At 76.9% G+C, this 24037-nt stretch carries 30 protein-coding genes and 2 pseudogenes; 21 read left to right on the top strand and 11 right to left on the bottom strand.

Annotated features, from left to right (window positions below):
• The first annotated feature begins 63 nt into the window (after nt 1–63).
• From ACWPWW_RS02270 to ACWPWW_RS02255, 4 genes are read left to right on the top strand one after another with little or no spacing between them, the layout of a single operon-like run.
• On the top strand, nt 64–1239 hold the full coding sequence (locus ACWPWW_RS02270) for a glycosyltransferase (RefSeq protein WP_454048722.1): 1176 nt from the start codon (nt 64–66) through the stop codon (nt 1237–1239).
• Nucleotides 1236–2360, top strand: coding sequence for a glycosyltransferase (locus ACWPWW_RS02265; protein WP_454048721.1), 1125 nt, complete (start codon nt 1236–1238; stop codon nt 2358–2360). Before ACWPWW_RS02270 ends, ACWPWW_RS02265 begins: the two co-directional genes overlap by 4 nt.
• Entirely contained in the window at nt 2357–3394 is a 1038-nt protein-coding gene (locus tag ACWPWW_RS02260) for a glycosyltransferase (protein WP_454048720.1), read from the top strand. The genes ACWPWW_RS02265 and ACWPWW_RS02260 overlap by 4 nt, the downstream gene beginning before the upstream one ends.
• Entirely contained in the window at nt 3391–4206 is an 816-nt protein-coding gene (locus ACWPWW_RS02255; RefSeq protein ID WP_454048719.1) for a glycosyltransferase family 2 protein, read from the top strand. Before ACWPWW_RS02260 ends, ACWPWW_RS02255 begins: the two co-directional genes overlap by 4 nt.
• Here ACWPWW_RS02255 and ACWPWW_RS02250 read toward each other — a convergent pair whose 3' ends face one another.
• Nucleotides 4207–5499 carry a glycosyltransferase family 4 protein gene (locus tag ACWPWW_RS02250; RefSeq protein WP_454048718.1) on the bottom strand — a complete coding sequence of 431 codons (1293 nt, stop codon included), beginning with the start codon at nt 5497–5499 and terminating at the stop codon, nt 4207–4209.
• A gap of 101 nt (nt 5500–5600) precedes the next feature.
• Between ACWPWW_RS02250 and ACWPWW_RS02245 the strand changes: the two genes are divergently transcribed.
• The 4 genes from ACWPWW_RS02245 to ACWPWW_RS02230 all read left to right on the top strand — a co-directional run bounded on the left by ACWPWW_RS02245 (nt 5601) and on the right by ACWPWW_RS02230 (nt 8973).
• Complete coding sequence (locus ACWPWW_RS02245) at nt 5601–5813, top strand: DUF2945 domain-containing protein (RefSeq protein WP_454048717.1); 213 nt, start codon at nt 5601–5603, stop codon at nt 5811–5813.
• Between the two features lie 135 nt (nt 5814–5948).
• Nucleotides 5949–6188, top strand: a complete 240-nt coding sequence (locus tag ACWPWW_RS02240) for a LuxR C-terminal-related transcriptional regulator (RefSeq protein ID WP_454048716.1) — start codon at nt 5949–5951, stop codon at nt 6186–6188.
• Nucleotides 6189–6289: 101 nt separating this feature from the next.
• Nucleotides 6290–7852, top strand: coding sequence for a DNA-3-methyladenine glycosylase 2 family protein (locus tag ACWPWW_RS02235; RefSeq protein WP_454050379.1), 1563 nt, complete (start codon nt 6290–6292; stop codon nt 7850–7852).
• A 74-nt stretch (nt 7853–7926) separates the two neighbouring features.
• Nucleotides 7927–8973 carry an NAD(P)-dependent alcohol dehydrogenase gene (locus ACWPWW_RS02230; RefSeq protein ID WP_454048715.1) on the top strand — a complete coding sequence of 349 codons (1047 nt, stop codon included), beginning with the start codon at nt 7927–7929 and terminating at the stop codon, nt 8971–8973.
• Between the two features lie 97 nt (nt 8974–9070).
• On the opposite strand, the gene ACWPWW_RS02225 is transcribed toward ACWPWW_RS02230, so the two are convergent.
• Nucleotides 9071–9523: a DUF2000 family protein gene (locus ACWPWW_RS02225; protein WP_454048714.1), complete on the bottom strand. Its 453-nt coding sequence runs from the start codon at nt 9521–9523 to the stop codon at nt 9071–9073.
• A 48-nt stretch (nt 9524–9571) separates the two neighbouring features.
• Here ACWPWW_RS02225 and ACWPWW_RS02220 point away from each other — a divergent pair, with 48 nt between their 5' ends.
• From ACWPWW_RS02220 to ACWPWW_RS02190, 7 genes are all read left to right on the top strand, one after another.
• Entirely contained in the window at nt 9572–10366 is a 795-nt protein-coding gene (locus tag ACWPWW_RS02220) for an AraC family transcriptional regulator (protein WP_454048713.1), read from the top strand.
• A gap of 139 nt (nt 10367–10505) precedes the next feature.
• Nucleotides 10506–10847, top strand: coding sequence for a hypothetical protein (locus ACWPWW_RS02215; RefSeq protein ID WP_454048712.1), 342 nt, complete (start codon nt 10506–10508; stop codon nt 10845–10847).
• The gene (locus tag ACWPWW_RS02210; RefSeq protein WP_454048711.1) at nt 10844–11620 is read left to right on the top strand and encodes a hypothetical protein; all 777 of its coding nucleotides are present in this window, start codon (nt 10844–10846) and stop codon (nt 11618–11620) included. Before ACWPWW_RS02215 ends, ACWPWW_RS02210 begins: the two co-directional genes overlap by 4 nt.
• A 99-nt stretch (nt 11621–11719) precedes the next feature.
• Nucleotides 11720–12550, top strand: coding sequence for a DUF4397 domain-containing protein (locus tag ACWPWW_RS02205; RefSeq protein ID WP_454048710.1), 831 nt, complete (start codon nt 11720–11722; stop codon nt 12548–12550).
• A 131-nt stretch (nt 12551–12681) separates the two neighbouring features.
• Nucleotides 12682–13350: a class F sortase gene (locus ACWPWW_RS02200; RefSeq protein WP_454048709.1), complete on the top strand. Its 669-nt coding sequence runs from the start codon at nt 12682–12684 to the stop codon at nt 13348–13350.
• Nucleotides 13347–13991 carry an RNA polymerase sigma factor gene (locus ACWPWW_RS02195; protein ID WP_454048708.1) on the top strand — a complete coding sequence of 215 codons (645 nt, stop codon included), beginning with the start codon at nt 13347–13349 and terminating at the stop codon, nt 13989–13991. The genes ACWPWW_RS02200 and ACWPWW_RS02195 overlap by 4 nt, the downstream gene beginning before the upstream one ends.
• A complete protein-coding gene (locus ACWPWW_RS02190) occupies nt 13972–14760 on the top strand; it encodes an anti-sigma factor (RefSeq protein ID WP_454048707.1) in 789 nt (262 codons plus the stop codon). The genes ACWPWW_RS02195 and ACWPWW_RS02190 overlap by 20 nt, the downstream gene beginning before the upstream one ends.
• Before the next feature lie 7 nt (nt 14761–14767).
• On the opposite strand, the gene ACWPWW_RS02185 is transcribed toward ACWPWW_RS02190, so the two are convergent.
• Entirely contained in the window at nt 14768–15337 is a 570-nt protein-coding gene (locus ACWPWW_RS02185; RefSeq protein ID WP_454048706.1) for a YdeI/OmpD-associated family protein, read from the bottom strand.
• Nucleotides 15338–15402: 65 nt separating this feature from the next.
• On the opposite strand from ACWPWW_RS02185, the gene ACWPWW_RS02180 reads away from it, so the two are divergent.
• Entirely contained in the window at nt 15403–16176 is a 774-nt protein-coding gene (locus tag ACWPWW_RS02180) for an alpha/beta fold hydrolase (RefSeq protein WP_454048705.1), read from the top strand.
• Nucleotides 16173–16520 carry a VOC family protein gene (locus tag ACWPWW_RS02175; protein ID WP_454048704.1) on the top strand — a complete coding sequence of 116 codons (348 nt, stop codon included), beginning with the start codon at nt 16173–16175 and terminating at the stop codon, nt 16518–16520. The genes ACWPWW_RS02180 and ACWPWW_RS02175 overlap by 4 nt, the downstream gene beginning before the upstream one ends.
• Here ACWPWW_RS02175 and ACWPWW_RS02170 read toward each other — a convergent pair.
• The 6 genes and pseudogenes from ACWPWW_RS02170 to ACWPWW_RS02145 form a co-directional block, all read right to left on the bottom strand.
• On the bottom strand, nt 16507–16731 hold the full coding sequence (locus tag ACWPWW_RS02170) for a hypothetical protein (protein WP_454048703.1): 225 nt from the start codon (nt 16729–16731) through the stop codon (nt 16507–16509). The two genes, ACWPWW_RS02175 and ACWPWW_RS02170, sit on opposite strands and share 14 nt — an antisense overlap.
• Nucleotides 16732–16766: 35 nt before the next feature.
• Nucleotides 16767–16844, bottom strand: a pseudogene (locus ACWPWW_RS02165) (hypothetical protein); the annotation flags it as partial.
• A gap of 82 nt (nt 16845–16926) precedes the next feature.
• Nucleotides 16927–17913, bottom strand: a complete 987-nt coding sequence (locus ACWPWW_RS02160) for a malate dehydrogenase (protein WP_454048702.1) — start codon at nt 17911–17913, stop codon at nt 16927–16929.
• A 29-nt stretch (nt 17914–17942) separates the two neighbouring features.
• On the bottom strand, nt 17943–18896 hold the full coding sequence (locus ACWPWW_RS02155; protein WP_454048701.1) for a diacylglycerol/lipid kinase family protein: 954 nt from the start codon (nt 18894–18896) through the stop codon (nt 17943–17945).
• 137 nt (nt 18897–19033) lie between these two features.
• Nucleotides 19034–19435: a pyridoxamine 5'-phosphate oxidase family protein gene (locus tag ACWPWW_RS02150; protein ID WP_454048700.1), complete on the bottom strand. Its 402-nt coding sequence runs from the start codon at nt 19433–19435 to the stop codon at nt 19034–19036.
• A 35-nt stretch (nt 19436–19470) separates the two neighbouring features.
• Nucleotides 19471–19899, bottom strand: coding sequence for a GAF domain-containing protein (locus tag ACWPWW_RS02145; RefSeq protein WP_454048699.1), 429 nt, complete (start codon nt 19897–19899; stop codon nt 19471–19473).
• 245 nt (nt 19900–20144) lie between these two features.
• Between ACWPWW_RS02145 and ACWPWW_RS02140 the strand changes: the two genes are divergently transcribed.
• Nucleotides 20145–20621 carry an ATP-binding protein gene (locus tag ACWPWW_RS02140; protein ID WP_454048698.1) on the top strand — a complete coding sequence of 159 codons (477 nt, stop codon included), beginning with the start codon at nt 20145–20147 and terminating at the stop codon, nt 20619–20621.
• Here the strand turns inward: ACWPWW_RS02140 and ACWPWW_RS02135 are convergent.
• Nucleotides 20605–21435, bottom strand: a complete 831-nt coding sequence (locus ACWPWW_RS02135; protein ID WP_454048697.1) for a helix-turn-helix domain-containing protein — start codon at nt 21433–21435, stop codon at nt 20605–20607. The two genes, ACWPWW_RS02140 and ACWPWW_RS02135, sit on opposite strands and share 17 nt — an antisense overlap.
• Before the next feature lie 136 nt (nt 21436–21571).
• On the opposite strand from ACWPWW_RS02135, the pseudogene ACWPWW_RS02130 reads away from it, so the two are divergent.
• The 3 genes and pseudogenes from ACWPWW_RS02130 to ACWPWW_RS02120 form a co-directional block, all read left to right on the top strand.
• Nucleotides 21572–22036, top strand: a pseudogene (locus ACWPWW_RS02130) (SDR family NAD(P)-dependent oxidoreductase); the annotation flags it as partial.
• Nucleotides 22037–22565: 529 nt separating this feature from the next.
• Nucleotides 22566–22919: a DsrE family protein gene (locus tag ACWPWW_RS02125; RefSeq protein WP_454050443.1), complete on the top strand. Its 354-nt coding sequence runs from the start codon at nt 22566–22568 to the stop codon at nt 22917–22919.
• A 141-nt stretch (nt 22920–23060) separates the two neighbouring features.
• The gene (locus ACWPWW_RS02120; RefSeq protein ID WP_454048696.1) at nt 23061–23393 is read left to right on the top strand and encodes a DUF732 domain-containing protein; all 333 of its coding nucleotides are present in this window, start codon (nt 23061–23063) and stop codon (nt 23391–23393) included.
• A gap of 177 nt (nt 23394–23570) precedes the next feature.
• Here ACWPWW_RS02120 and ACWPWW_RS02115 read toward each other — a convergent pair whose 3' ends face one another.
• Complete coding sequence (locus ACWPWW_RS02115; protein WP_454048695.1) at nt 23571–23960, bottom strand: hypothetical protein; 390 nt, start codon at nt 23958–23960, stop codon at nt 23571–23573.
• Nucleotides 23961–24037: the final 77 nt, after the last annotated feature.

Raw genomic sequence — 24037 nt, 5'->3', positions numbered from 1 at the left:
CCGCGACCCGCCCGCGGCACGCGAGCCGGGGGCGCGGCGCCGCGGGCGAGACGAAGGAGGACGATGTCGGAGCTGCTCGACCCGACCCAGGACGAGGCCCCCGCGACCCGGACGCCGGCTGCGCCCGCTGCCCGGCCCGTGCGCGTCGCGTCGGTGCCCGCCGGCCACCCGTACGTCGCCGGGGTGACGGCGGCCGAGGGCGTCGAGGTGCTGCCCGACCCGGTTCCGCCGGGCGCCGAGCCGGGCCGGTGGTGGCCCCCGGTGGTCCTCGACCCCCGGTGGGTCCGAACGCACGCCGACGACGCGGACCTCCTGCACGTGCACTTCGGCACCGAGTCGTCCTCGCCCGGGCACCTCGCGGCGACGCTGGACGCGGCGCACGCCGCCGGCTGGCCGGTGGTGCTCACCGTGCACGACCTCGAGCACCCGCAGCTCACGGACCAGGCGCCGTACCGGGCGCAGCTCGACACGCTCGTGCGCGGCGCCGACGCCGTCGTCACCCTCACGCCGGGAGCGGCGGACGAGGTGCGCGCGCGGTGGTCCCGCGACGCCGTCGTGCTGGGGCACCCGCGGCTGCTGGCCGCGGACGTGCCGGTCGACCTGCTGCACGCCGCCGACCGCCCCGACGGCGCGCTGCTGGTCGGGCTGCACCTCAAGGACATCCGGCCGAACGTCGACGCGGTCGGTGCGACGCGCCGGGTCGTCGGCGCCGTCGCCGCGCTGGCGGCCGCCGGGACACCGGCCCGCGCGGAGGTGCGGCTGCACCGCGAGGTCCGGGACCCCGCCGCGCGGGACGCCGTGCGCGCGCTGTGCGCCGGGTCGTCCCTGGTGACGCTGGTCGAGCACGACCGCCTCGACGACCGGGAGCTCGCCCGCAGCCTCGCCCGGGTCGACGCGTGCGTGCTGCCGTACACGCACGGGACGCACTCCGGCTGGCTGGAGCTGTGCTGGGACCTGGGCGTGCCCGTCGTGGCCCCGGCGGTCGGGTACTACGCCGAGCAGCACCCCGACGGGTCGGTGGTCACGTGCCGGCCGGAGCGTGCCGGCGACCCCGACGGCACGGCCCTCGCCGAGGCGCTGCGCGCGCTCGACGGCGCCGACGGCACCACCCGCGCGGGCACCCCGGAGCGGGCGGCGCTGGTCCGCGCCCGCCGGGCCGCGCGGGCGTCGCGCGACGGTGCCGTCGCCGCGGCGCACGCGGACCTGTACCGCCGCCTCCTCGCGGAGATCGCCCGGTGAGCGCGCGGCTGCGCGTGCTCGTGATCGCCCCGCTCCGGTTCCCGATCCGCCAGCCGCACGCCGGCGGCCTGGAGTCCGCGGTGTGGAACGAGGTCCGCACGCTGCGCGCCCGGGGCCACGACGTCACGCTGATCGCCGTCGAGGGGTCGGAGTTCCTGGACGCCGGACCGGCGGCGTTCGCGATGCCCACCCTCGCGTGGCCGGACGGTGCGCGGTCGAGCGACTCGCGATACCCGCCGGCGTACCTGGAGCGCTCCGTGCCGGCGCTGGACCGGGCGCTGGACCTGGTCGCGGCGACGGCGCACCGGTACGACGTGATCTCGAACCACTGCCTGCACGGGCTCCCGCTGCGGCGGGCGGGCGAGCTCGGCGTCCCGATGCTCTCGACGCTGCACACCCCGGTCGACGACGACCTGGTCGCGGCGGACACGGCGTGCGCCGGGGAGCGGAGCCGCTTCGTCGCGGTCAGCGAGCACACCCGCGCCGAGTGGGCGCGCGCGGGCATCACGTCGACCGTGCTGCCCAACGGGATCGACGCCGACGCGTGGCCGCAGGGTGCCGGGGGAGCCGGGCTGGTCTGGTTCGGCCGGCTCGTGCCGGAGAAGGCGCCGCACCTCGCGATCGCGGCCGCCCGCGCGCTGGGCCGGGAGCTGACGCTCGCCGGCCGGGTCGGCGACCAGGACTACGCCGAGCGGTTCGTGCTGCCGCACCTCGGCGACGGCGTGCGCCACGTCGGCCTGCTGTCGCAGCCGGCGCTGGCGGACCTGCTCGGCCGCAGCGCGTGCGCCCTGGTGACGCCGGCCTGGGCCGAGCCGTACGGCCTGGTCGGCCCGGAGGCGCTCATGTGCGGCACCCCCGTGGCGGGTTTCGCGGTCGGGGGCGTCACCGAGATCGCGCGGACGGCCACCGGCATGACGACGGTCCCGGCCGGCGACGTCGACGCGCTCGCCGCGGCCGCCGCCGGGCTGATCGAGCGGTCGGCCCGGGAGCCCGGCCTGCGTGACCGGGTCCGCGCCACGGCGCGCCGGCACTTCTCGCTGGACGCCCGCGTGGACGCGCTGGAGGAGCTGTTCGCCGCGATGGTGGCGGAGCGGCACGCGCAGGTCGGGATCGGCGCGTGAGCCGGCCGTCGATCGCCTGGTACGTCCACCACCACGGCCAGGGTCACGTCGGGCGGCTCCGCGCGATCGCGCCGCACCTGGACGCCGACGTCGTGTGCTTCAGCTCCCTGCCCGAGCCCGCCGGGCTGCCCGGGCACTGCACGTGGGTGCGGCTGGAGCGCGACGACGAGGTCGAGCCCGGTCGACCCGAGCCCGCCCGCAGCGAGCCGACCGCGCACGGGCTGCTGCACTGGGCGCCTCTGCGGCACGGCGGGCACCGCAACCGCCTCACCCGGATGGCGGAGGTCGCGGACGCCCGGGGCGTGACGGCGTTCGTCGTCGACGTCTCGGTCGAGGTGACGCTGCTGGCACGCCTGCTCGGGATCCCCCCGGTCGTGATCGCGCAGCCCGGCGTCCGCGACGACGAGCCGCACGCCCTCGGCCTGCGGGTCGCGTCCCGCGTGATCGCGCCGTGGCCGGAGGACCTGCTGCGGCCCGCGCACCTGGAGCCCGTGCGGGACCGCACCGTCTACACCGGCGGGATCAGCCGGTTCGAGGGTCGCACCCGCGCCGACGACCAGCGCGCGGGCGTGCTGCTGCTCAGCGGCCGGGGTGGTGCGGCGGTCGGGCCCGCCGAGGTGGAGGCGGCCACGCGCGCCACGCCGGGCCGCCGCTGGACCCTGCTCGGCGCGCCGGCGTCGCCGGGTGCCCGTGCCGCCTGGTCCGACGACCCCTGGCACGAGCTGGCCCGCGCCGAGACCGTCGTGGCGTGGGCCGGGCAGAACTCGATCGCCGACCTGGCCGTGGCCGGTGCGCGCGCGGTGGTCGTGCCGCAGCCCCGGCCGTTCGACGAGCAGGTGCAGACGGCGCAGGCCCTCCACCGGGCGGGGCTGGCGGTGGTCGAGCCGTCGTGGCCCGCGGCGGAGCGCTGGCCGGAGGTGCTCGACCGGGTCGCCACGCTCGACCCCGACTGGTCCCGGTGGCGCACGGCCGGCGCGGCAGCGCGCGCGGCGGAGGCGGTCGACGCCGTGGCGCGGGGCAGGGTGGACGCATGACGCCGGAGCCGGTCCGGGCGGTGGTCGCCCTCTGCTCCACCGCGCGCCTGGAGCACCTGCGCCATCAGCTCGCGGCGGTGCGCGGCGCGCCCCGGACGCGCACCGTGGTCGTGTGGGTCGGCGACGACCTGCCACCCGCCGACCTGGGCGCGGCCGAGGTCCTGCGGGTGCCGCCGGGTCGGGGCGGGCTCCGGCTCGCGGCAGGCCGCAACGCCGGGGCGGACCGGGCGGTCGAGCTGGGCGCGGACCTGCTGGTCCTGCTCGACGCCGACTGCGTCCCGGGGCCGGCGCTGCTCGACCGGTACGAGGCGGCCGCGGCGCGGCACGGCGACGCGGTCCTGTGCGGACCGGTCACCTACCTGCCGGCGGGCACCGCCGTGGACGACCCGGCCGGGCTGGCGCGGATGACCGCGCCGCACGCCGCCCGGCCCGCCCCGCCCGACGGCGAGGTCGTGCTCGCCACCCACGACGAGTACCCGCTGTTCTGGTCGCTGTCGTTCGCGGTGACCGCGGCGCGGTGGCGGACGGGCCCGCGGTTCGACGAGCGCTACGAGGGGTACGGCGGGGAGGACACGGACTTCGCGTTCGCCCTGCGCGCCGCCGGGGTGCCGCTGGCGTGGGTCGGCGGCGCGCACGCGTACCACCAGCACCACCCGACGACCTCGCCGCCGTGGCAGCACCTCGACGACATCCTGCGCAACGGGGCGGTCTTCGCGCGGCGGTGGGGCCGGTGGCCGATGGAGGGCTGGCTCGAGGCGTTCGCGGCGGAGGGCGCGGTCCGTCGCGACGGCGCGGGCTGGCGTCGGGTCTGATCAGGCGGTGACGCGCGGCGCGCTCGCCGCCCGGGCCGGCCCGAGCAGCTCGTCCGCGGCGGCGAGGACGTCCACGGCCACGGCGTCGGCGGTGTACCGGGCCGCACCGGCACGCGCGCGGCGCCCGAGCGCGCCCGCGAGGGCCGGGTCGTCCAGCAGGCGCGTGATCGCCGCGCCCAGCGCCGAGGGGTCGGCCGGCGGCACCATCAGGCTGTCGTCGCCGTCCGTGCAGAAGTCGTCGTACCCGCTGCCGGTGGTGACGACCAGGGCGCTGCCGATCGCCTTGGCCTCCAGCGCGGCGTTGCCGAAGCCCTCCCAGCGCGACGGGCAGATCGTCACCGCCGCCGCGCGGACGCCCCGGTACAGCGCGTCGCCGGCCACGTGCCCCAGCCAGGTGACGCGGTCCCGCGCCTCGGCCGGCAGCGCGGCGAGCAGGGCGGCGCGGTCGGGCTCGAACCGGCGGTCGCCGCTGGACCCCGCCAGGACCAGCCGGGCCGCCGGGTGCCGCCGCACGACGCCGGCGAAGGCGCCGAACGCGTCGGTCACGCCCTTGCGCCGCTCGAGCCGCCCCAGGAACAGCACGACCGGGTCGTCGCCGGCCGGCCAGCCGGCGGGCAGCGGGCCCGCCTCCGCCGCCGCCTGCACCCGCTCGACGTCGATGCAGTTCCGCACGACGCGTGCCGGGGGCAGGGTGCCGAAGGTCGCGGCGTTCCAGCGGAGCATCGCCTGCGAGATCGCGACCAGCCCCGCGGACCGGCGCACCTGGCGGTCCTCGAGCCGGCTCTGCAGGGCGACCACGGCACCGCCGCGCGCGCCGAACGAGCGGCTGGTGAAGCCGGAGATCTCGTTGGTCAGCCGGGTGCTGGTCGCGAGGTTGGTCAGCAGGGGAGCGGTGCGCGGGAGCGCCACCCCGAGCGCGGCCCACTCCGGCAGGAAGACGCGGTCGTAGCCGGCGCCGGTGGTGCGGCGGTGGGCCCGGCGCACCGCGGCGGCCCGGCGCAGCAGCGCGACCGGCCGGGGCGTGCCCGGGGGCAGCCGGACGACCCCCCGCAGCCGGACCCCGCCGAGGTCGGCGTCGGGCAGGAGCGGGCCGTCGGCGAGGACCAGCAGGTCGACGTCGGCCCCGTGGCGCACGAGCGCCGGGAGGAGCGAGGCGTAGTGCCGACCGATCCCGCCGGTGTACTCCGTCAGGCCCGCGTACTCCGTGACCGCGACGAGCCAGCGCCCCCGGGGGGCACGGGCGGCGCTGGGGACGTCGGGGACGGCGGGGTCGCGGTGCAGGTGGGAGGCCATGCCTCATGCTCGCCGACCCGCGGCCGGAGCGCGTGCCGAGACCGCCGGGTCGTGGTCGACTGGTCGCCCGACCGCACGCCCGCACCGAGGGAGCCGAGCCGATGGCCACGTTCACGCAGGGCGACCGCGTCTCCTGGAGCACCTCGCAGGGGCGCACGCAGGGCCGGGTGGTCGAGCGGAGGACCGCGGACTTCCAGCTCGACGGCCGGCAGTTCCGGGCCTCGGACGACGACCCGGCCTACGTCGTCGAGTCGGAGAAGACGGGCGCCCGTGCGGCGCACAAGGGGTCGGCGCTGCGGCACCTGCGCGACTGAAGGACGGAGCGGGTGAAGGGGCACCGCCGTCGGCGGCACCACCTCACCCCATCCGACCGGGCGGCGGCACCGAACCAGGGGAGCGCGGCGAGCCCCGGCGCGCGCCGCACCGCCCAGCCGCGAAGGACGCCCGCCATGACCGCCCTGCACCTCGACCACGTCCCCGCCCCCAGCATCTTCGGCGACCCGCTGTCCCAGCGCGAGCTCGTCGTCCTGGCCGAGCTGCGCGAGGACGTGTCGCTGGAGCAGATCGCCCAGCGGCTGTACGTCTCGCGGAACACGGTGAAGACCCAGGTCCGGTCGATCTACCGCAAGCTCGGGACGTCCTCCCGCGCGGAGGCGGTCGCCTGGGCCCGCGCCGCCGGTCTCAGCTGAGGTCCGAATCCCGCCAGACCGGTGTCGGCGGGACGGGCGAGGATGGTCCCGTGACCACCACGGACCAGGCGCCGCGCGCCGCGCACGGACCCCGCTGCACGGTGGGCGACGCGCTGTTCGCCGAGCGCTACCGGGCGATCGACGCGCGCGACACCCGCTTCGACGGCCAGTTCTTCACGGCCGTGTCCTCGACCGGCATCTACTGCCGGCCGTCGTGCCCGGCGCGCACGCCGAAACCGCAGCACGTGACCTTCTACCTGACGTCCGCCGCGGCGCACGAGGCGGGGTTCCGGGCCTGCAAGCGCTGCCTGCCCGAGGCCGCCCCCGGCACCCCGGAGTGGGACCTCCGGAGCGACCTCGCGGGCCGGGCGATGCGCCTGATCGGCGACGGGGTGGTCGACCGCGAGGGCGTCGACGGGCTGGCCGCACGGCTCGGCTACACCACCCGGCACGTGCACCGCCTGCTGGTGGCCGAGCTCGGGGCGGGCCCCCTGGCCCTCGCGCGGGCCCGGCGGGCGCAGACGGCCCGGGCGCTGCTCGTCGGCAGCGACCTGCCGCTCGCGGACGTGGCCTTCGCGGCGGGCTTCGGGTCGGTGCGGCAGTTCAACGAGACGATCCAGGAGGTGTTCGCGGCGCGCCCGTCTGACCTGCGCGCGCACGGTCGCCGGCCCGCGGGGGACGGGCCCGCGGCGTCGGGCGACCGGACCGGCGGTCCCGCCGCGGTGCGCCTGGACGTCGACCTGCCGGTGCGGCAGCCGTTCGACGCGCGCGGCGTCTTCCGGTTCCTGGCGGTGCGCGCCGTGGCCGGCGTGGAGGTGGCGGACGTGCCGGAGGGGGGACCGCTGCGGTACGCCCGGACGCTGGTGCTCCCGCACGGGCCCGCCGCCGCCGAGGTCGTGGCGACCGACGTGCCGGGTTCCGGCTGGCGGCTGCGGGTGCGCCTGGAGCTCGCGTCGCTGGCCGACGTCGCGCCCGCGGTCGCCCGGGTGCGCCGGCTGCTGGACCTGGACGCCGACCCGGTCGCGGTCGACGCCGCGCTCGCCGCGGACCCGGCGCTCGCCCCGCTGGTCGCGCGCACCCCGGGGGCCCGGGTGCCCGGGGCGGTCGACCCGCACGAGCTCGTGGTCCGTGCGCTCGTCGGGCAGCAGATCTCCGTGGCCGCCGCCCGCACCCACCTCGGCCGCCTCGCGGAGCGGGCGGGGTCCGCGTACCCGTCGGCCGTGCCCGGGCTCGACCGGCTGTTCCCGACGCCGGCGCAGATCGTCGCGGCCGTCCCCGAACCCGGCGACGTCGTGGACCCCGACCGGCCGCTGCGGCTGCCCGGTCAGGCGGTGCGCGCCGTGCTCGCCACCTGCCGCGCCCTGGCCGACGGGACCCTGGCCGTGCACGTCGGCGCGGACCCGGACCTGCTGCGCGCCGACCTCGTCGCGCGGCCGCGGATCGGGCCGTGGACGGCCGCCTACATCGCGATGCGGGTGCTCGGCGACCCCGACGCGTGGCTCACCGGCGACGTGGCGCTCGTGGCCGGGGCGCGGGCGGTGGGGATCCTCGACGGCGACGTGCCCGTCGCGGCCGCGCACCGGGCGCTCGCCGGGCGTGCCGCCGGGTGGGCCCCGTGGCGGTCCTACGCCGCCGTGCACCTGTGGCAGGCGGCGTCGGCCTGAGGAGGCGAGGAGGGGTCGGCCAGACCCCCCGCTCCGGGTTGGCGCCGGTGGGCTCGAACCCGCACCATCGGTGCATGCCCACCACCGTGAACGCCTACGCCGCCACCGCCCCGGACCAGCCGCTGGAGCGCACCACGATCGAACGCCGCGACGTCGGCCCGCACGACGTGCGGATCGACATCAGGTTCGCCGGCATCTGCCACTCCGACATCCACACCGCCCGCGGCGAGTGGGGCGGTGTGCCGTACCCGCTGGTCGTCGGGCACGAGATCGCGGGCGTCGTCGCCGAGGTCGGCCCGGAGGTCACCACGCTCGCCGTCGGGGACCGGGTCGGCGTCGGCTGCATGGTGAACTCGTGCGGCGAGTGCGAGCAGTGCGCGAAGGGCCAGGAGCAGTACTGCCTGCGCGGCAACACCCAGACCTACGCCGGCACCGACCGCGACGGCACGATCACCCAGGGCGGCTACTCGCAGCAGGTGGTCGTCACCGAGGACTTCGTCCTGCGGATCCCGGACGGGCTCGACCTCGACGTCGCCGCCCCGCTGCTGTGCGCCGGCATCACCACCTACTCGCCGCTCCGGCACTGGAGCGCCGGCCCCGGCACGAAGGTCGCCGTCGTCGGCATGGGCGGCCTCGGCCACATGGCCGTCAAGATCGCGCACGCGCTGGGCGCCGACGTCACGGTGCTCTCGCAGTCGCTGAAGAAGCAGGAGGACGGCCTGCGCCTGGGCGCCGACCGCTACTTCGCCACCAGCGACCCGGACACGTTCACCGAGCTCGCCGGGCGGTTCGACCTGATCGTCAACACGGTCAGCGCCGAGCTGGACATCAACGCCTACCTGTCGCTGCTCGCGGTCGACGGGACGATGGTCAACGTCGGCGCCCCGCCGAACCCGCTGCCGGTCCAGGTGTTCTCGCTGATCCCGGCGCGCCGGTCGTTCGCGGGTTCCTCGATCGGCTCGATCGCCGAGACGCAGGAGATGCTCGACTTCTGCGCGGAGCACGGCCTGGGCGCCGAGGTCGAGGTCATCGCCGCGGACCAGGTCAACGAGGCCTGGGAGCGCGTGCTGGCCTCCGACGTCCGCTACCGCTTCGTCATCGACACCGCCACGCTCGCCTGAGGGCGCCGTCGCGGCCGCCGAGGTCGTCACCCGTGCCCGAGGTCGTCCCGCAGGACGGACGACCTCGGCGCGACGTGACGACCTCGGCGTGCGCGGGCTACGCGTGCATGCGGGCGCCCTTGGTGATGCGGTCGGCGGCGTTGCGGGGGGCCCGCAGGCCGATGCCCACCAGGTCGAGCGCGTCCCCCGGGACCGCGGCGACCGCGGCGCGGTTGGCGGCGTCGTGGCCGGTCTCGAACAGGTCGCGGGTGTAGACGGCGATCGGCACACCGCGGCTCAGGGCACGGGCCCGCGCCGCCGCCAGGGTCTCCGCGGACCCCGTGAGGACCACCACGGGCTGACGCAGCATCGGCAGGTACGCGGTGCCGTCCTGGTCCCGGTACGGGTCCCCGGCGAGGTCGGCCGCCGTGGTCATGATCCCGGAGACGAGGAACGCGGTGACGTTCAGCTCCTGCCAGGGCAGGAGGTCGTCGCGCAGGAGCACGGCCACCTTGGTGTCGAAGCGGGCGGGGTCGGGGGTCACGGCCGGTGCCGTCAGGTCGTCGAGCATGGTCCGAGCCTCGCCGGGGCCCGGGCGCGGGTCTTGTACGTTCCTTGCATGACCGAGCAGGTGCGGGCGTGGCGACCGGACGTGCCGTCCGTGCGGGAGGTGCTGCACGCGACGTTCGAGCAGCACGCCTACCCGGCGCACACGCACGACGCCTGGACGGTCCTGCTCATCGACGACGGCGCGGTGGCCTACGAGCTGGACCGCGCCCCGCACGAGGCCGTGCCGGCGTCCCTGACGCTGCTGCCGCCGCACGTCCCGCACGACGGGCGCTCCGCGATCAGCGGGCGGGCGTTCCGCAAGCGCGTGCTGTACCTGGAGCCGGCCTGGCTCCCGGCGGCCGCGGTCGAGGCCGCGGTCGTCCGGCCGACGACCGCCGACCCCCGGGCCCTGGCGGCGCTGGCGGAGGTGCACGCCGCCCTGCGCCGGCCCGCCGACGCCCTGGCCGCCGAGTGCGCGGTCCACGCGCTGCACGACCACGTGCAGACGCACCTCGGCTCGCCGCCCGCGACGGCACGGGACGCGCCGCTGGCCCGCCGCCTGCGCGAGCTGCTGGACGACCGGCTCGCCGAGTCGTTCACGATCGTGGAGGCCGCGCAGGTCCTCGGCGCGCACCCCAGCCACCTGGTGCGGGTGTTCTCCCAGGCGTACGGGATCGCGCCGCACCGGTACGTCACCGGGCGCCGGGTCGACCACGCCCGCCGGCTGCTGCTCGCCGGGCACCCGCCGGCAGACGCGGCGGCCCGCGCGGGGTTCCACGACCAGGCGCACCTCACCCGGCACTTCCGGCGGCTGCTCGGGACGACCCCGCGGGCGTTCGCCGGTGCGCGGTCGCCCGCCGCGTAGCGGCCGTCCGCGGGTCTGCGCAGGATCCGCACGCTCTCGACGCGCGAACGGGGGGCGCCGGGGCCCGCGCCGGCCCTACGGTCGGGCGCAGGCCCTCCGCGCGACCGCGCGGGCGGGGACGATCGGCGGAGGTGCTGCGGTGGGACGGAGCGGACGTCGCGCGGTCGCGTGGGCGACGGGAGCGCTGGCGGTGCTGGTGCTCGCGGGCTGTGCGCCCGACGGCGACGTCACCGTGACCAACGAGTCCGGCCAGGACGTGACCGTGCTGCTCGGCGACGAGGACCTCGGCGTCGTGGGGGCGGACGGCGGCGTGGTGCTGCTCTCCGTGACCGCCTGCTACGACGGCCCGCTCGTCGTGACGTACGCGGACGGGCGGGCCGTCGACCTGGACGAGACCGTCTGCCCGGGCCAGGAGCTGCTGGTCGGGACGGGAGCCGTGCGGGTCCGCGGGACGTCGGTGCTGGACGAGGCCGGGTCGTGACGGCCTCGCCCGGCCCGCCGCCGCGCGTGGTCGCCGCGTTCGGCACCGCGGAGCCGGCGATCCCGCTGCCGGGCGGCCAGGGCACCTCGTGGCGCGCGGGGGCGGTCGTCCTCAAGCCCGCCGACGGCGAGGCGGCGGACACCGCGCGCTGGCTGCACGCGGTGTCGCACCGGGTCGAGGCCGGCGACCTCCGGCTGGCGCTGCCGCGTGCGACCCCGGCGGGGCAGGTGGTCGTCGACGGGTGGTCCGCCACGCCGTGGCTCGCCGGGTCCCGCACCACGAGGGACTGGTCGCACCGGGCGGACGTGGCGCGCCGGTTCGCGCGGGCGTTCGCGGCGGTCGACCCCGGCACGATGCCCCGGCGGTCCGACCCCTGGGCAGTCGCCGACCGCGTGTCCTGGGGCGAGGAGCCGGGCCCGCCCGCGCCGCACCCCGTGGCCGACGCGCTCCCGCTGCCGCGGCCGGTGCGCGTGTCCGTGGTGCACGGGGACGTCGCGGGGAACGTGCTGACGCACCCGGGCCTGGCGCCGGCCGTCATCGACGTCACGCCGTACGCCCGGCCGGTGGAGTGGTCGGTCGCCGTGCTGGCCGTCGACGCCGTCGGCTTCGAGGGCGCGCCGGCGTCGCTCCTGGGCACGATCAGCGCGGACCGGGACTTCCCGGAGCTCGTGGCACGGGCGGTGGTGTTCCGCCAGGTCACCGACGTGCTGCGCGGCGTCGCGCCGGATCCCGCGTACCGCGCCCCGGCCGACTGGGCGCTCGCGCGACTCTGACGGCGGTCGGGTGCATCCGTGCACGGCCCTCGCGCCGTAGAGGGGGTGTCAGCACACCCTCGCCCTCCGAAGTCGGGGGCACGGACCGAGGAGCACCCCATGCGTCATCGTCCGTCCGTCACCGCGACCGCCGGCCTCGCCGCCGCTGCGATCGTCGTGGCCACCGCCGCACTGCCCGCCGCCGCCGCGACCGCCGGGACCGCGTCGCTGTCCGTCCTGCACGGCGTCCCGGACCTCACCGTCGACGTCTGGGTCGACGGTGCCCTCACGCTCGACGACTTCGCGCCCGGCACGCTCGCGGGCCCGCTGGACCTGCCCGCGGGCGCGCACAGCGTCGCGATCACCGCCGCCGACGCCGTCGACGCCAGCTCGCCCGTGATCGGGCCGGTCGACGTCGCGCTCGACACCGGGGCGAGCTACACCGCCGTGGCCCACCTCGACGCCGCCGGCCAGCCGACGGCGACGCTGTACACCAACGACACGTCTGCGGTGCCGGCGGGGCAGGGCCGCCTCACCGTCCGGCACACCGCGGCCGCGCCGGCGGTCGACGTCCTCGCGGGCGGCACCCCGGTCGTCACGAACCTGTCCAACCCGGACGAGCAGTCGCTCACCGTGCCCGCCGGCACGGTGTCGGCCTCCGTCGCCGCGACCGGGACCACCGACCCGGTGCTCGGCCCGACCGACCTGGACGTCGCCGAGGGCGTGAGCACGATCGTCTACGCCTGGGGCTCGCTCGAGGCGGGCAACCTCCAGCTCGCCGTGCAGACCATCGACGGCCTGCACTCCGCACCCGGCGGTGTGCCGTCCGGCGAGCTCGGGCTCGCCGCCGACGGACCCTCGCCGCTCCTGTGGCTCGGCGGCGCCGCCCTCGTCGCCGCGCTCGGCGCCGTGCTGCTGACCACCCGCCGGCCGGCGGCGCAGCGCCGCTGAGGGGGCGGGGCGCGGGCGGGACGTCCCACCGCCCGCGCCCCTGCCCGTCCAGGTCCGCACCCGCACCCCCACCAGACTCGGAGACCGTCGTGCCCCCCACCGACGCCCGGTCACGTCGCAGCCCCCGCGGCGTGGCTGGGCTGATCGTCGTCCTGGCCCTGCTGGGGCTCGGCGTCGCCGGGGTCGTGGGCGCCCTGGTCGGCGGCGACGTGTCCGTGAGCCCGACGACGGCCCCGCCCACCGGGCTGGTCGCGACCCCGACCCCGGCCCCGACCGTGCCGCCGGAGGCCGTGGCCGAGGTCCCGGTCGTCCCCGCGACGCCGCCGCCGGTCGGCCGGTCCTCGCCCACGGCGCCCGTGCGGGTGGTCGTCCCGGCCCAGGGCATCGACGTGCCGGTCGACCCCGTCGGGGTCGCCGCGGACGGCCAGATGGAGATCCCGCCGCTGGCCGAGCGCGGCGGCTGGTACCGGTTCGGCGCCGACCCCGGCGACGCGGCCGGCACCACCGTGGTCGCGGCGCACGTCGACTCGGTGGCGTCGGGCGGGACCGGTCCGTTCGTCCGGCTCGGGGACGTGCGGCCGGGCGACGCGGTCGAGGTGGAGCTGGCCGACGGCAGCACCCGTGCCTACGCGGTCGCCGACGTCGTGCGGTTCCCCAAGTCCGCGGCGCGGTGGCCGGACGTGTTCACCCGGGACGGGCCGGCGCGGGTCGCCCTGGTCACCTGCGGCGGCGCCTTCGACCGGGCCGCACGGCACTACACGGACAACGTCCTGGTCATCGCCACCCCGGTCGGCGCATGATGGCCCCGGCGACCCCCGTGCCCCACGGGACGCTCCGGCCCGCGAGGAGGCGTGCCCTGTCCAGCTCCGTCGCGCACCTGCGCCCGCCGCCCGACTGGGACGACGACGCACTCGCGCGCGCGTTCGAGGCCGGCGACGAGCTCGCGCTGGCCGAGGCGTACCGGCGCTGGTCGGCGTTCGTGCACACCCTGGCCCTGCGCGCGCTCGGGTCCGCGGCCGACGCCGAGGACGTCACGCAGCAGGTCTTCGTGTCCGCCTGGCGCGGCCGGAGCGGGTACCGAGCGGCGCGCGGACCGCTCCGGGCGTGGCTGACCGGGATCACCCGGAACGCCGTCGCCGACGTGCTGGGCCGCCGCAGCCGGGACGTCCGGGACCTGCACGCGGTCGCGTCCCGCGCCGGGCGCGACCCCGAGCCCGAGGTCGCAGGGGTCGCCGACCGCGTCGTGGTCGTCGACGAGCTGGACCGGCTGGGGGAGCCGCAGCGCACGATCCTGGCGCTCGCCTTCTACGGCGACCTGACCCACGACGAGATCGCGCGGAGGCTCGAGCTCCCGCTCGGCACCGTGAAGAGCCACATCCGGCGTAGCCTGCTGCGGCTGCGCGACCGGCTGGAGGTGGACGATGCGGCACATCGACCCTGACGCCGTCGCGCTGGCCGCCCTCGGCGAGCCCCTGGACGCCGCCGACCGCGCGCACCTGGCGGAGTGCGCCGTGTGCGCACGCGAGGTCGCGTCGCTCGCCGCCACCGTCGCGGTCGGACGCCGGACGACGGGCGAGCAGCTCGTCGCACCGCCGGACGCCGTCTGGGAGCGGGTGCGGGACGAGCTGGGCCTCCCCGCCCACCTCGCGCCCGGCGGACCGGCGGACCCGGCCGACGCGACCGGGATGGCCGACGCCCCGGGCCTGGCCGACGGGGAGCCCGACGCGCCGCGCCACGACGGCACGCCGGGCGAGGGGCCCGGCACCGCCCGGGGCGGGCGGTCGGGGTGGCTGCTCGCCGCCGCGGCGGGGCTCGTCGTCGGCGGGGTGGCGGGCGGCCTCGTGGTGGCGAGCGCGCTGCGCTCCGACGAGGAGTCCGTGCTCGCCGAGGCGCAGCTGGACGCCCTGCCCGGCTGGTCCGCGTCCGGCGACGCCGTCGTGGAGGAGGACGCCGAGGGGCGGCGCACCCTCGTGGTCCGCCTGGCCGGTGCCGAGGCCGACGGCTTCCGGGAGGTGTGGCTGCTCGACCGCGAGGCCACGCGGCTGGTCGGGCTGGGCGTGCTGGACGGCGACGAGGGCCGGTTCACGATCCCGGTCGGCCTCGACCTGGACGACTTCGCGGTGGTCGACGTGTCCGCCGAGCCGTTCGACGGCGACCCGGCGCACTCCGGGGACAGCATCCTGCGGGGCGAGCTCGGCACGCCGGCCTGACCGTCGGTCAGGGCTGCGGCTCGGGCGCCGACAGCCGCTCGACGGCGCGGGCGAGCCGCCGCTGCCGGGTCTGCGGCGTCGCCGCGGTCATCAGCGGGTGCAGGACGGAGTACCGCTCCTGGCGGTTCAGCGCCTCGAACCGCGCACGCGCGCCGGGCGCCGCGTCGAGGGCCCGCAGCAGGTCCTCGGGCGTCTCGGCCGCGGCCGAACCGGCGTACGCGCGCTCCCAGCGGCGATCGGTCCGGGCGCGCTCGACCTCCGCCGCGCCGCGGGGGCGCATCCGCCCGTCGGCGACCAGCCGGGCGACGTGCTCGATGTTGCGCTGCGACCAGAGCGACCGCGCCCGGCGCGGGCTGAACCGCTGGTGGAAGGTCAGGGCGTCGCCGCTGCGCTTCTGGCCGTCGATCCACCCGCTGCACAGCGCCTCGTCGAGCGCCTCGGCGTAGGTCAGCGACGTCGGCTCGACCGTGCCCTTCCGGGCGAGGACGAGCCACACCCCGTCGGTCGCGTCCTCGTGCGCGTCCAGCCAGGCCCGCCAGGCGGCGGCGTCGCGGACGGTGAGCGTCTCGTCGGGCATGACGCGGATCGTACGCAGGACCGGCGCGCGCGTGGGCGCGATCCGGCCGGGTCTAGCCTCGGGCCATGGCGCACCGGCCGGTGGACGTCGACGTCCACCACGTCGAGCACGGGACGGGCCGTCCCGTGCTCGTCCTGCACGGCGCGGGCGTGGACCACCGGGAGCCGCTGGCCTGCTTCGACCCTGTGCTGGCCGCCGCCGGAGGGCTGCGGCGCCTCTACCCGGACCTCCCGGGGGCGGGACGCACGCCCGCACCGCCGGCGCTGCAGAGCGCGGACGACGTGCTCGACGTGCTGGTGGCGTTCGCCGACCGGGTGGGCGGGGGAGAGCCGATCCTGCTGGTCGGCCACTCCGCCGGCGGGTACTTCGCGCAGGGGTTCGCCGCGCGCCACCCCGGGCGGGTCGCCGGGCTCGCGCTGGTGTGCCCGCTGCTGGCCGGCACCCGGGACGTCCCGCCGCACCGGCCGGTGGTCGCGGACGACGCCCTCGGCGATGCGGGGTTCCGCGACTACTTCGTGGTGCAGACGCCGGCGATGCTCGACCGGTACCGCCGGTTCGTGGCCCCGGGCGCGGCCCTGGCCGACGACGACGCCGCCGAGCGGATCGGCGCCCGCTGGCAGCTCACCGTCCCCGACGGTCCGGCCTACGGCGGTCCGGTGCTCGTCGTCGCCGGCCGTCAGGACTCGACCGTCGGGTACGCGGCCGCCGTCGACCTGCTCGGGGTCCACCCGCACGCGACGGCCGCGGTCGTCGACGGCGCCGGGCACGCGCTGCCGCACGAGCAGCCCGGCGTGCTCGCGGGCCTGCTGCACCCGTGGCTCGCTAGGGTCGCCCCATGATCGGGAGCATCGACGAGGTCGTCATCGACTGCGCCGCGCCGGGCGCGCTGGCGGAGTTCTGGGCGGGTGTGCTGGGCGGCGAGCCCGTCCGGCGCGACGACGCCTGGTGGTACGTCCTGCCGCCGGGCTGGACGCAGCTGTCGTTCCAGCGGGTGCCCGAGCCGAAGACGGTCAAGAACCGCCTGCACCTGGACGTCCTGGTCGACGACATCGAGCGCGCGTCGGTCCAGGCCGAGGCGCTCGGCGCCCGCCGGACCGGCGACGTGCAGCACGGCGAGGCCGGCTCGTTCCAGGTGCTGCTCGACCCCGAGGGCAACGAGTGGTGCGTGGTCAGGCCGGCGTGACACCCGGCGGCGGGTCGGTCCCGCGTCGGTGCAGCCGGCGGCGCTGCGCCGCGACGTAGGCCCGCGCGCGCCGCTGACCGCCGCGCTCGGTGATCGCCCGGTCGAGCGCGTCGAGCGTCCGGGCGACCGCGCTCTCGTCGGGGTGCCAGCCGCGACCCCGGCACTCGTCGAGCCAGTCGACGACCCCCGGTGCCCGCGCTCCGCGTTGCACCGGCGGCAGGCCGGGACCTCGTTCTCCAGCCAGGACGGGCCGCCCTTGGCGCGCGGGACGAGGTGGTCGCGGGTGGGGCGGACCAGGTGGTCGAACGCCCGTCCGCACCACACGCACCGTCCGCCGTCCCGCTCGACCGCCAGCCGGAGCCGCTCGGCGCGGGCGCTCGGTCGCGGGTCGTCGGCGCGCACGGGCTCAGAGGTGGCCGAGGGCCCGCGCCGCGTCCCGCTCCGCGACCAGCTCCGCCACGGACGCGTCGATCCGGGCCCGCGAGAAGGCGTCGACGTCCAGACCTCGGACGATCCGCCACGTCCCGTCCGCCGAGGTGACGGGGAACGAGCACACCAGCCCGTCCGGCACCCCGTAGGAGCCGTCCGAGATCAGCCCCGCGGAGGTCCAGTCGCCGTCGGGCACCCCGTACCGGCGCAGGTGGCTGTGCTGGATGATCGCCGTCGCGGTCGAGGCCACCGAGGAGCCGCCGCGCGCCTCGATGATCGCGCGGCCCCGCTGCGCGACGGTCTCGATGAAGGGGCCCTCCGCCCAGGCCCGGTCGACGACGTCCAGCGCCGGGCGTCCCGCCACCCGCGCGTGCCGCAGGTCGGGGTACTGGGTGGGGGAGTGGTTGCCCCAGACGGCGACCCGCGTGACGTCCGCGACGCTCCGGCCGGTGTGCAGCGCCACCTGGGCGACGGCGCGGTTGTGGTCGAGGCGGGTCAGCGCGGTGAACCGGTCCCGGGGGACGTCCGGCGCGTGCGCGGCGAGGATCGCGGTGTTGGTGTTGGCCGGGTTGCCCACCACCAGGACCTGGATCCCCGGCCCGGCCACCTCGTTGAGGGCCGCGCCCTGCGGGCCGAAGATGCCGGCGTTGGCCTCGAGCAGGTCGGCCCGCTCCATGCCTGCGGCGCGGGGCCGAGCGCCGACGAGGATCGCGACGTCGGCACCGTCGAAGGCCACGCGCGGGTCGGCGGTGACCTCCACCTCCGCGAGCAGCGGCGACGCGGCGTCCTGGAGCTCCAGCGCGACGCCCGCCGCGGCGGCGAGCGCACCGGGCGCCTCCAGCATCCGCACCCGCACCGGGGTGCCGGCGCCGAACAGCTCGCCGCTCGCGACGCGGAACAGCAGGGCGTACCCGATCTGGCCGGCGGCACCGGACAGGGCGAGCGTCACGGGTGGTGTCGTCATCGACGGTCCTCCTGCGGGTCGGGGCCGGGTCAGCGGGACAGCCGCCCGCTGCCCTCGGCCAGGTCGGGGCTGCGCTCGGGCTGGGGCACGCACAGCTCCAGCGCCTCCGGGCGCACCGTGACGACCAGCTCGCGGCCCGGCTCGATGACGTCGCCGTCCAGCTGCCGGGGCTGCTCGTCCGTGCTGACGACGCGGATCCGGGCGGCCCGGAGGACGTCCATGTGCGGGACCCGCTTCGGGTGGCGCAGCACGCCCCACGCGGTCTGCACCCAGTGGCCCACGCTGCGGGGGGCGAGGACGGCCACGTCCATCAGCCCGTTGTCCGGCTCCGCGTCGGCCAGCAGCCGCACCCCGCCCTGGAGGCGGCCGACGTTGCCGATCACCACCGACCGGGCGCGACGGCGCACCGGCGGCCGGTCGTCGAGGTGGATCCGGACGTGCATGTGCGGGTCCCGCAGGTGCCGCAGCGCCGACAGGACGTACGCGACCGGCCCGACCTTCGCCTTGAGGGTGGTCGACGCGTCGTCCAGCAGCGCCGCGTCGAAGCCCATCCCGGCCATCACGGCGAACGCCCGGCCGTCGACCTCGCCGACGTCGATCCGCCGCCGCCCGCGCTCGAGCACCAGGCGCACCGCCGCCTCCGGGTCGTCGGGGACGCCGAGGTTGGCGGCCAGGAGGTTGCCGGTCCCGGCCGGGAGGACCGCGAGCGCCGTGCGGGTGCCGGCCAGGCCCTCGATCACCGACCGCACGGTGCCGTCGCCCCCGCACGCGAAGACGACCTGCGCACCGTCCGCCACCGCCTGGCGGGCCTGCCCTGCGCCCGGGTCGTCCTCCGTCGTCTCGACCCAGTCCGGCAGCGGCCAGCCCGCCGCGGTCAGCGCCGCCTCGACCGCCGCCCGCCGGTCCTCCAGGTCCGCGACCCGCACCGGGTTGTAGATCACGGTCGTGCGGAGCGGGCCCTGGTCGGGAGCCGTCGTGGTCATGCATCGTCCTTGGGTCGAGGTGGCAGCCGGCGCGCGGTGACACCGCGGCGCGCCAGTCGACCACACGATCGTCCCCGCCGCAGGTCGGGCCGGGGAGCCGGGTCACCAGGTGCGGCCGCGAGAGACCCGAGCCGGCCTCAGCCGAGGTCCGAGGAGGACATCGCCCGGTCCGCGGCGACCCGGAGCACGACCCGCTCGGGGTCGAAGTCCCGCGGCCGGTAGCGCTCGGCGTACCGCCGCACGGCGTCCGCGATCTCCACCGGGTCCTCGACCACCTCGATCGTGCCCTCCAGCGTCAGCCACCGGCGGCCGTCGACCTGGCACAGCGCGGCCCGGCCGAGGGGAGCGCCGGGGTCGCGGCGCGCGTGCGCGACCTTGGCGGTGTGCCGGCGCGTGGTGATCCGGGCTGCTCCGGCGGCGGCGTCCCAGGTGAAGGCGACCGGCACGACGTGCGGGCTGCCGTCCGGGCGCAGGGTGGTCAGCGTGGCGAGGTGCCGGTCGGTCACGAACGCGAGCCGGGCGGGGGAGAGGAGCAGCACGGGCCGGAGCGTACGCGCCGGCGCGGGCGCAGACGTCAGGAGGTCGCCGCGTGCAGCATCGCGGCCAGCTCCTGCACGTACTGGTCGAGCCCGACGATGCGGTCGCGGTGCCACGCGTCCGGCTCCCGGCTGTAGACGTTGAGCGCCACGGTGGTGCGCTCGTCGACGTAACCCGGCAGCGCGATGAACGACCGGAAGCCGGACGACCGGGCCGCTTCCTGCCACTGGGGCCAGCGGTCCTCGGCGTCGAGGTCCTCGATGAGGATGCTGGACAGCTGCTCGATCGCGCTGATGCAGGGCCCGGCGCCCTCACGGGCCTCGACCTGGTCGCACGCCGCGGCACTGGGGTCGTTGCTCGCGACCTGGTCGATCGCCGAGCCCGTCCGCAGCATGAGGCTGCAGCTGATGGCGAAGCCCAGCTGGTCGCTCGCGCCCGCCGCGTACCGGTCCAGGGTCGCCTGCATGTCGTCACCAGGGCTTTCCGGCGCCGCACGCGCCAGGGCCGATGACGGGGCACCCTCCTGGGTGGTGGTCGACCAGCGACACCTCCAGTGTCCCACGTCCGCGCTCCCGCGGACCCGCCGCCGGGGGACGGATGCACGAAAGCGTGTGATGCTGGTCGCACACCGTCGTCAGCCTCCCTTGACTCCCGACGGTCGTGCCCTGGACCGCACACGGCGGAGGGCGCGCCGGGATGCGAGGGCGGGACGTGGGCATCGAGGCACCGGACGTGCACGTGCTCCGCCAGGACCTGGACGGCCACCGTGCCGAGTGGTGGCGGGAGTCGGGCGGCGCCGTCCCGGCCCGCACCGTGATGGAGCTGCGCGTGCCGCCGCAGCGCGGAGCGGTCTGGGTCGCGCGGCACTGGACGACGGACCGCGCCCGGGACTGCGGCGTGCGACCGGACCTGCTGCCCGACATCGCCCTGCTGACCAGCGAGCTCGTCGGGAACGCCGTCGTGCACGGCCCCGGCGGCGACGTGGAGGTCCGGTTCAGCGTCCTCGGTGGCCAGGTCGTCGTCGAGGTCTCCGACGACAGCCCCGACCCGCCCGAGGTCCGCGACACCGGGCCGGACACCCCCGGCGGGCAGGGCATGCGCCTGGTGTCGATGCTCGCCACGCGCTGGGGTCACCGCGCTCGCCCCGAGGGACGCGGCAAGACCGTGTGGTTCAGCCTCGCGCAGTAGCCGGTGCGGCGAGCGAGGCGAGGACGCGGAGCTTCTCCGCGGACTCGCTGCCCACGGCCGGGTAGTAGAGGACGAGGATGACGCCGCCGACCGGGAGCTTCTCGCGGTGCAGGTGCAGCGCGCCGACCACGGGGTGGTGGACGTCGGCGGTGTTGCCCTCCAGCCGACGCACGTCCTGCCGCGCCCAGACGGAGCGGAACCGCGCGCTCGCGAGGGACAGCTCGCCGACGAGCTCGACCGCGCGTGGGGCGGAGATGTCGTCGCCCAGGGTGTGGCGGAACGCGGCCACGGTGTCGACGACCGCCGTGTCCCAGTCGTCGTGGAACTCGCGCTCCTCGGGATCGAGGACCACCGACCGCAGGCGGTTGTGTCCCGGCGCCAGCCGGGGGGAGAGGGCGATCGCGAGCGGGTTGGCCGCGAGGACGTCGAAGTAGCGCCCCTCGACGAAGGCCGGCACGTCCAGGGCCGCGAGGAGGTGCTCCAGGCGGTCGGGCACGCGTTCGCGGCGTCGCCGGCGGCGGGTCGTCGGCCGGCCGGAGGCGAGGCCCAGGAGGTACTCGGTCTCCACCTCGTCCAGCAGCAGGACGCGGGCCAGGGACTCCAGGACCTGCACGGACGGGTTGTCGTCGCGTCCGCGTTCCAGGCGGAGGTAGTAGTCGGCGCTGATGCCGGCGAGCATCGCGACCTCCTCGCGGCGGAGCCCCGTCACCCGGCGGTTGCTGCCGCCCGGGATGCCGACCTGCTCGGGCGTGACCAGCGCGCGCCGCGCGAGGAGGTACCGGCCGAGCCGGTTCGAGCCGGCGGGTTCGCTCATGCGCGTCACGCTAGCTGCGGTGGCGACGGCGAGAGGGGGCCCTGTCACTCCCCGGACCAGCAGGGGCCTGTCTGCCGGACCTCGCTCGCCGTGATGATCCTCGGGCACCCGTCGTCACGAAGGAAGAAGCAGACACATGGACCTCACCCAGCGCACCGCCCTGATCGTCGGAGGGACCTCGGGGATCGGCCACGGCCTCGCGCGGCGCCTCGCCGACGCGGGATCCACCGTCGTCGTCGGCGGCCGCAGCACCGACCGCGTCGTCGGGCTCGAGACCGTCACCGTCGACGTCACCGACCCCGGCTCCGTCCTGCGCGCCCGCGACGAGGTGCTGGCCGCACACCCCGACCTGGACCTCGTCGTGACGATGTCGGGCGTCATGCTCCTCGAGGACCTCCGCGACCCCGCGCACATCACGCAGGCCGAGACCACCATCGACGTCAACCTGCTCGGGACCATCCGGGTCGTCGACGCCTTCACACCGCACCTCGTCGGCCTGGGACGCGGCGACATCCTCACGGTGACCTCCGGGATCGCGTTCATGCCCTTCCCGCTGATGGCGAGCTACGGCGCCTCGAAGGCCGGTGTGCACGCCTACACCGAGTCGCTCCGCGCGCAGCTCGCGGGGACCGGTGTCGAGGTGACGGAGCTCGTGCCGCCGGGCCGTCGCGACCGCCGGTCAGGAGAAGATCAACCCCGCCGCACTGCCGCTGGACGCGTACCTCGACGAGGCCCTCGGGCTGCTCGCCCGGACGCCGACGCCGCGGGAGATCGTCGTCGAGCGCGCCCAGGCCCTGCGCTGGGCGGAGCGCGACGGCACCTACGCCGAGCTGCTCGAGCAGCGGTCGCGGGCGCTGAGCGCGCTGCCCGGACGCTGATCCCCGGGGGCACCGTCGGACGCCGGGGGAGTGCTGCCCTCCCGGTGGCCCTCGGCGTCCCCGTTCCGGGCCGGCGCCCTCGGAACCGCTCAGCGGGTGCCGTCGCCGTCCGCACCTCGACGGACCGCACCGCGGCGGACGCCTGCTCGAGAGCCCCCGGATGGGGTATCCGTTCCCAGAGGCTGGAACGCGCCGTGAGGGTAGGCCGGCCAGGTGCGAGGGTGCGGCCACACCGACGCGAGAGGCGAGCTCATGCCCAAGACAGTGGTCCACGTGTTCCACGACGACGACGACTCCGTGGTTCTCGGAACCCGGGTGGCGCAGCGGATCCTCGAGGTCGCGGCAGACCAGGGCGTGGAGCTCGAGGTGTTCTGCTTCGGTCCCGCGCAGCGTCGGATCGGCCGGGGCGCCACTGAAGCCGACGCGACGTTCGACCGCCAGCTCGACGAGCTGGTCGCCGCCGGCGTCGTCGTCGGAGCGTGCGTCAACTCGGCACGGGCGGACGGCGTCGAGGCCGACCTGGACGCCCGAGGGTTCCGGCTCCGGGTCGCACGCGACGAGCTGCTGCGCTTCACGCTCGAGGGTGCCACCGTCGTCACGTTCTGAGGCGTAGGTGGTCGGGTCGCAGCTCGACCTGATCGACTGGTACCGAGACGTATCGGGTCGAGTCGAGTAGCACGCGTTCCGCGTCACGGCGACGGGTCGCTGCGAACGTAGCGGCCCGGGCCGCCCCGCTATCGTGCGACTGTGCGGAGATCAGTTGGAGCGGCGGTGTTCGTCGTCCTCGTGCCCCTGCTGGCGGCGTGCGCGCCGGACCCCGCCGAGCAGGACTTCCGCGAGGGCTACGACGAGGTGATCCTCGAGCAGCCCGGCTACCCCGACGATGAAGCTGCTCTCGACGCCGGCCGAACCAGCTGCCACGTCATGGCGCAGGAGGACGACGCCGAGGAGGCGTTCGCCGCTGCCACGCGATCCGTCACAGACCAGCTCGACACCGACGAGTTCGTGAGCGGAGTGGTCGTCGCACTCGCCGCCCGGACCCTGTGTCCGGACGACGCGCCCGCGGGCTTCCTCGGGTAACGACACCAACTTGGATGGCGACACGAAGCACTTCGCTCGAGTCGGTACCCGTCCTGATCGAACGCCGATAATGGACGTTATGTCAGAACGTCGCCACGCCGGACGTCTGCCGTCCCCGCCAGATCGTGGTTCCATTCCCCGGCACCTGGGTCGCCCGATCAGCCCGCGCGTCGTGTCTCAGACGCGCAGCTCGACCCCGGCCAGCGCTTCGACCTCGGCCCGCAGGCGTCGCGCCACAGCGGCGTCCGGTTCCGCGGTGCGCGCAGGCACGGGCAGGCGAACCGGGATGCCACGCATCCCCTCGGCGGGCCCGTAGTACTCCCCGCCGCGCACCCCGGGGTCCGTCAGCGCCCGCACGCCGGGCCATGCCGCGGCGTCCTTCCCCTGGGCCCAGGGCGAGTACGGGTTGCGCTGGTACGGGGTGGAGCCGTCGCGGATCCCCGGTCGCTCAGGAGTGCGGGCGTCGACCCCGACGCCGGGGTGCGTCACCACCGACCCGACGGGCCGGCCGGCGGCGCGCAGGCGGTCCCACGCGCCGCGGTCGATGATGCCGGTCGTCTCGGTCATGAAGTCCTCATCTCGAAGCGGATAGGGCATCCGTGTCTGCACAGTACCGGATGATCCATCCGCTTCGGCTAGAGTGG

It is taken from the genome of Cellulomonas sp. Marseille-Q8402 (assembly GCF_965119525.1).
This window is presented reverse-complemented; position numbering and strand designations above follow the sequence as displayed.

Excerpts from the sequence above, each read along its gene's own strand:
- ACWPWW_RS02270 (WP_454048722.1), top strand. The coding sequence starts at position 64 with ATGTCGGAGCTGCTCGACCCGACCCAGGACGAGGCCCCCGCGACCCGG.
- ACWPWW_RS02255 (WP_454048719.1), top strand. The coding sequence starts at position 3,391 with ATGACGCCGGAGCCGGTCCGGGCGGTGGTCGCCCTCTGCTCCACCGCG.
- ACWPWW_RS02250 (WP_454048718.1), bottom strand. The coding sequence starts at position 5,499 with ATGGCCTCCCACCTGCACCGCGACCCCGCCGTCCCCGACGTCCCCAGC.
- ACWPWW_RS02245 (WP_454048717.1), top strand. The coding sequence starts at position 5,601 with ATGGCCACGTTCACGCAGGGCGACCGCGTCTCCTGGAGCACCTCGCAG.
- ACWPWW_RS02240 (WP_454048716.1), top strand. The coding sequence starts at position 5,949 with ATGACCGCCCTGCACCTCGACCACGTCCCCGCCCCCAGCATCTTCGGC.
- ACWPWW_RS02230 (WP_454048715.1), top strand. The coding sequence starts at position 7,927 with ATGCCCACCACCGTGAACGCCTACGCCGCCACCGCCCCGGACCAGCCG.
- ACWPWW_RS02225 (WP_454048714.1), bottom strand. The coding sequence starts at position 9,523 with ATGCTCGACGACCTGACGGCACCGGCCGTGACCCCCGACCCCGCCCGC.
- ACWPWW_RS02220 (WP_454048713.1), top strand. The coding sequence starts at position 9,572 with ATGACCGAGCAGGTGCGGGCGTGGCGACCGGACGTGCCGTCCGTGCGG.
- ACWPWW_RS02205 (WP_454048710.1), top strand. The coding sequence starts at position 11,720 with ATGCGTCATCGTCCGTCCGTCACCGCGACCGCCGGCCTCGCCGCCGCT.
- ACWPWW_RS02195 (WP_454048708.1), top strand. The coding sequence starts at position 13,347 with ATGATGGCCCCGGCGACCCCCGTGCCCCACGGGACGCTCCGGCCCGCG.
- ACWPWW_RS02190 (WP_454048707.1), top strand. The coding sequence starts at position 13,972 with ATGCGGCACATCGACCCTGACGCCGTCGCGCTGGCCGCCCTCGGCGAG.
- ACWPWW_RS02185 (WP_454048706.1), bottom strand. The coding sequence starts at position 15,337 with ATGCCCGACGAGACGCTCACCGTCCGCGACGCCGCCGCCTGGCGGGCC.
- ACWPWW_RS02180 (WP_454048705.1), top strand. The coding sequence starts at position 15,403 with ATGGCGCACCGGCCGGTGGACGTCGACGTCCACCACGTCGAGCACGGG.
- ACWPWW_RS02175 (WP_454048704.1), top strand. The coding sequence starts at position 16,173 with ATGATCGGGAGCATCGACGAGGTCGTCATCGACTGCGCCGCGCCGGGC.
- ACWPWW_RS02160 (WP_454048702.1), bottom strand. The coding sequence starts at position 17,913 with ATGACGACACCACCCGTGACGCTCGCCCTGTCCGGTGCCGCCGGCCAG.
- ACWPWW_RS02155 (WP_454048701.1), bottom strand. The coding sequence starts at position 18,896 with ATGACCACGACGGCTCCCGACCAGGGCCCGCTCCGCACGACCGTGATC.
- ACWPWW_RS02145 (WP_454048699.1), bottom strand. The coding sequence starts at position 19,899 with ATGCAGGCGACCCTGGACCGGTACGCGGCGGGCGCGAGCGACCAGCTG.
- ACWPWW_RS02135 (WP_454048697.1), bottom strand. The coding sequence starts at position 21,435 with ATGAGCGAACCCGCCGGCTCGAACCGGCTCGGCCGGTACCTCCTCGCG.
- ACWPWW_RS02125 (WP_454050443.1), top strand. The coding sequence starts at position 22,566 with ATGCCCAAGACAGTGGTCCACGTGTTCCACGACGACGACGACTCCGTG.
- ACWPWW_RS02115 (WP_454048695.1), bottom strand. The coding sequence starts at position 23,960 with ATGACCGAGACGACCGGCATCATCGACCGCGGCGCGTGGGACCGCCTG.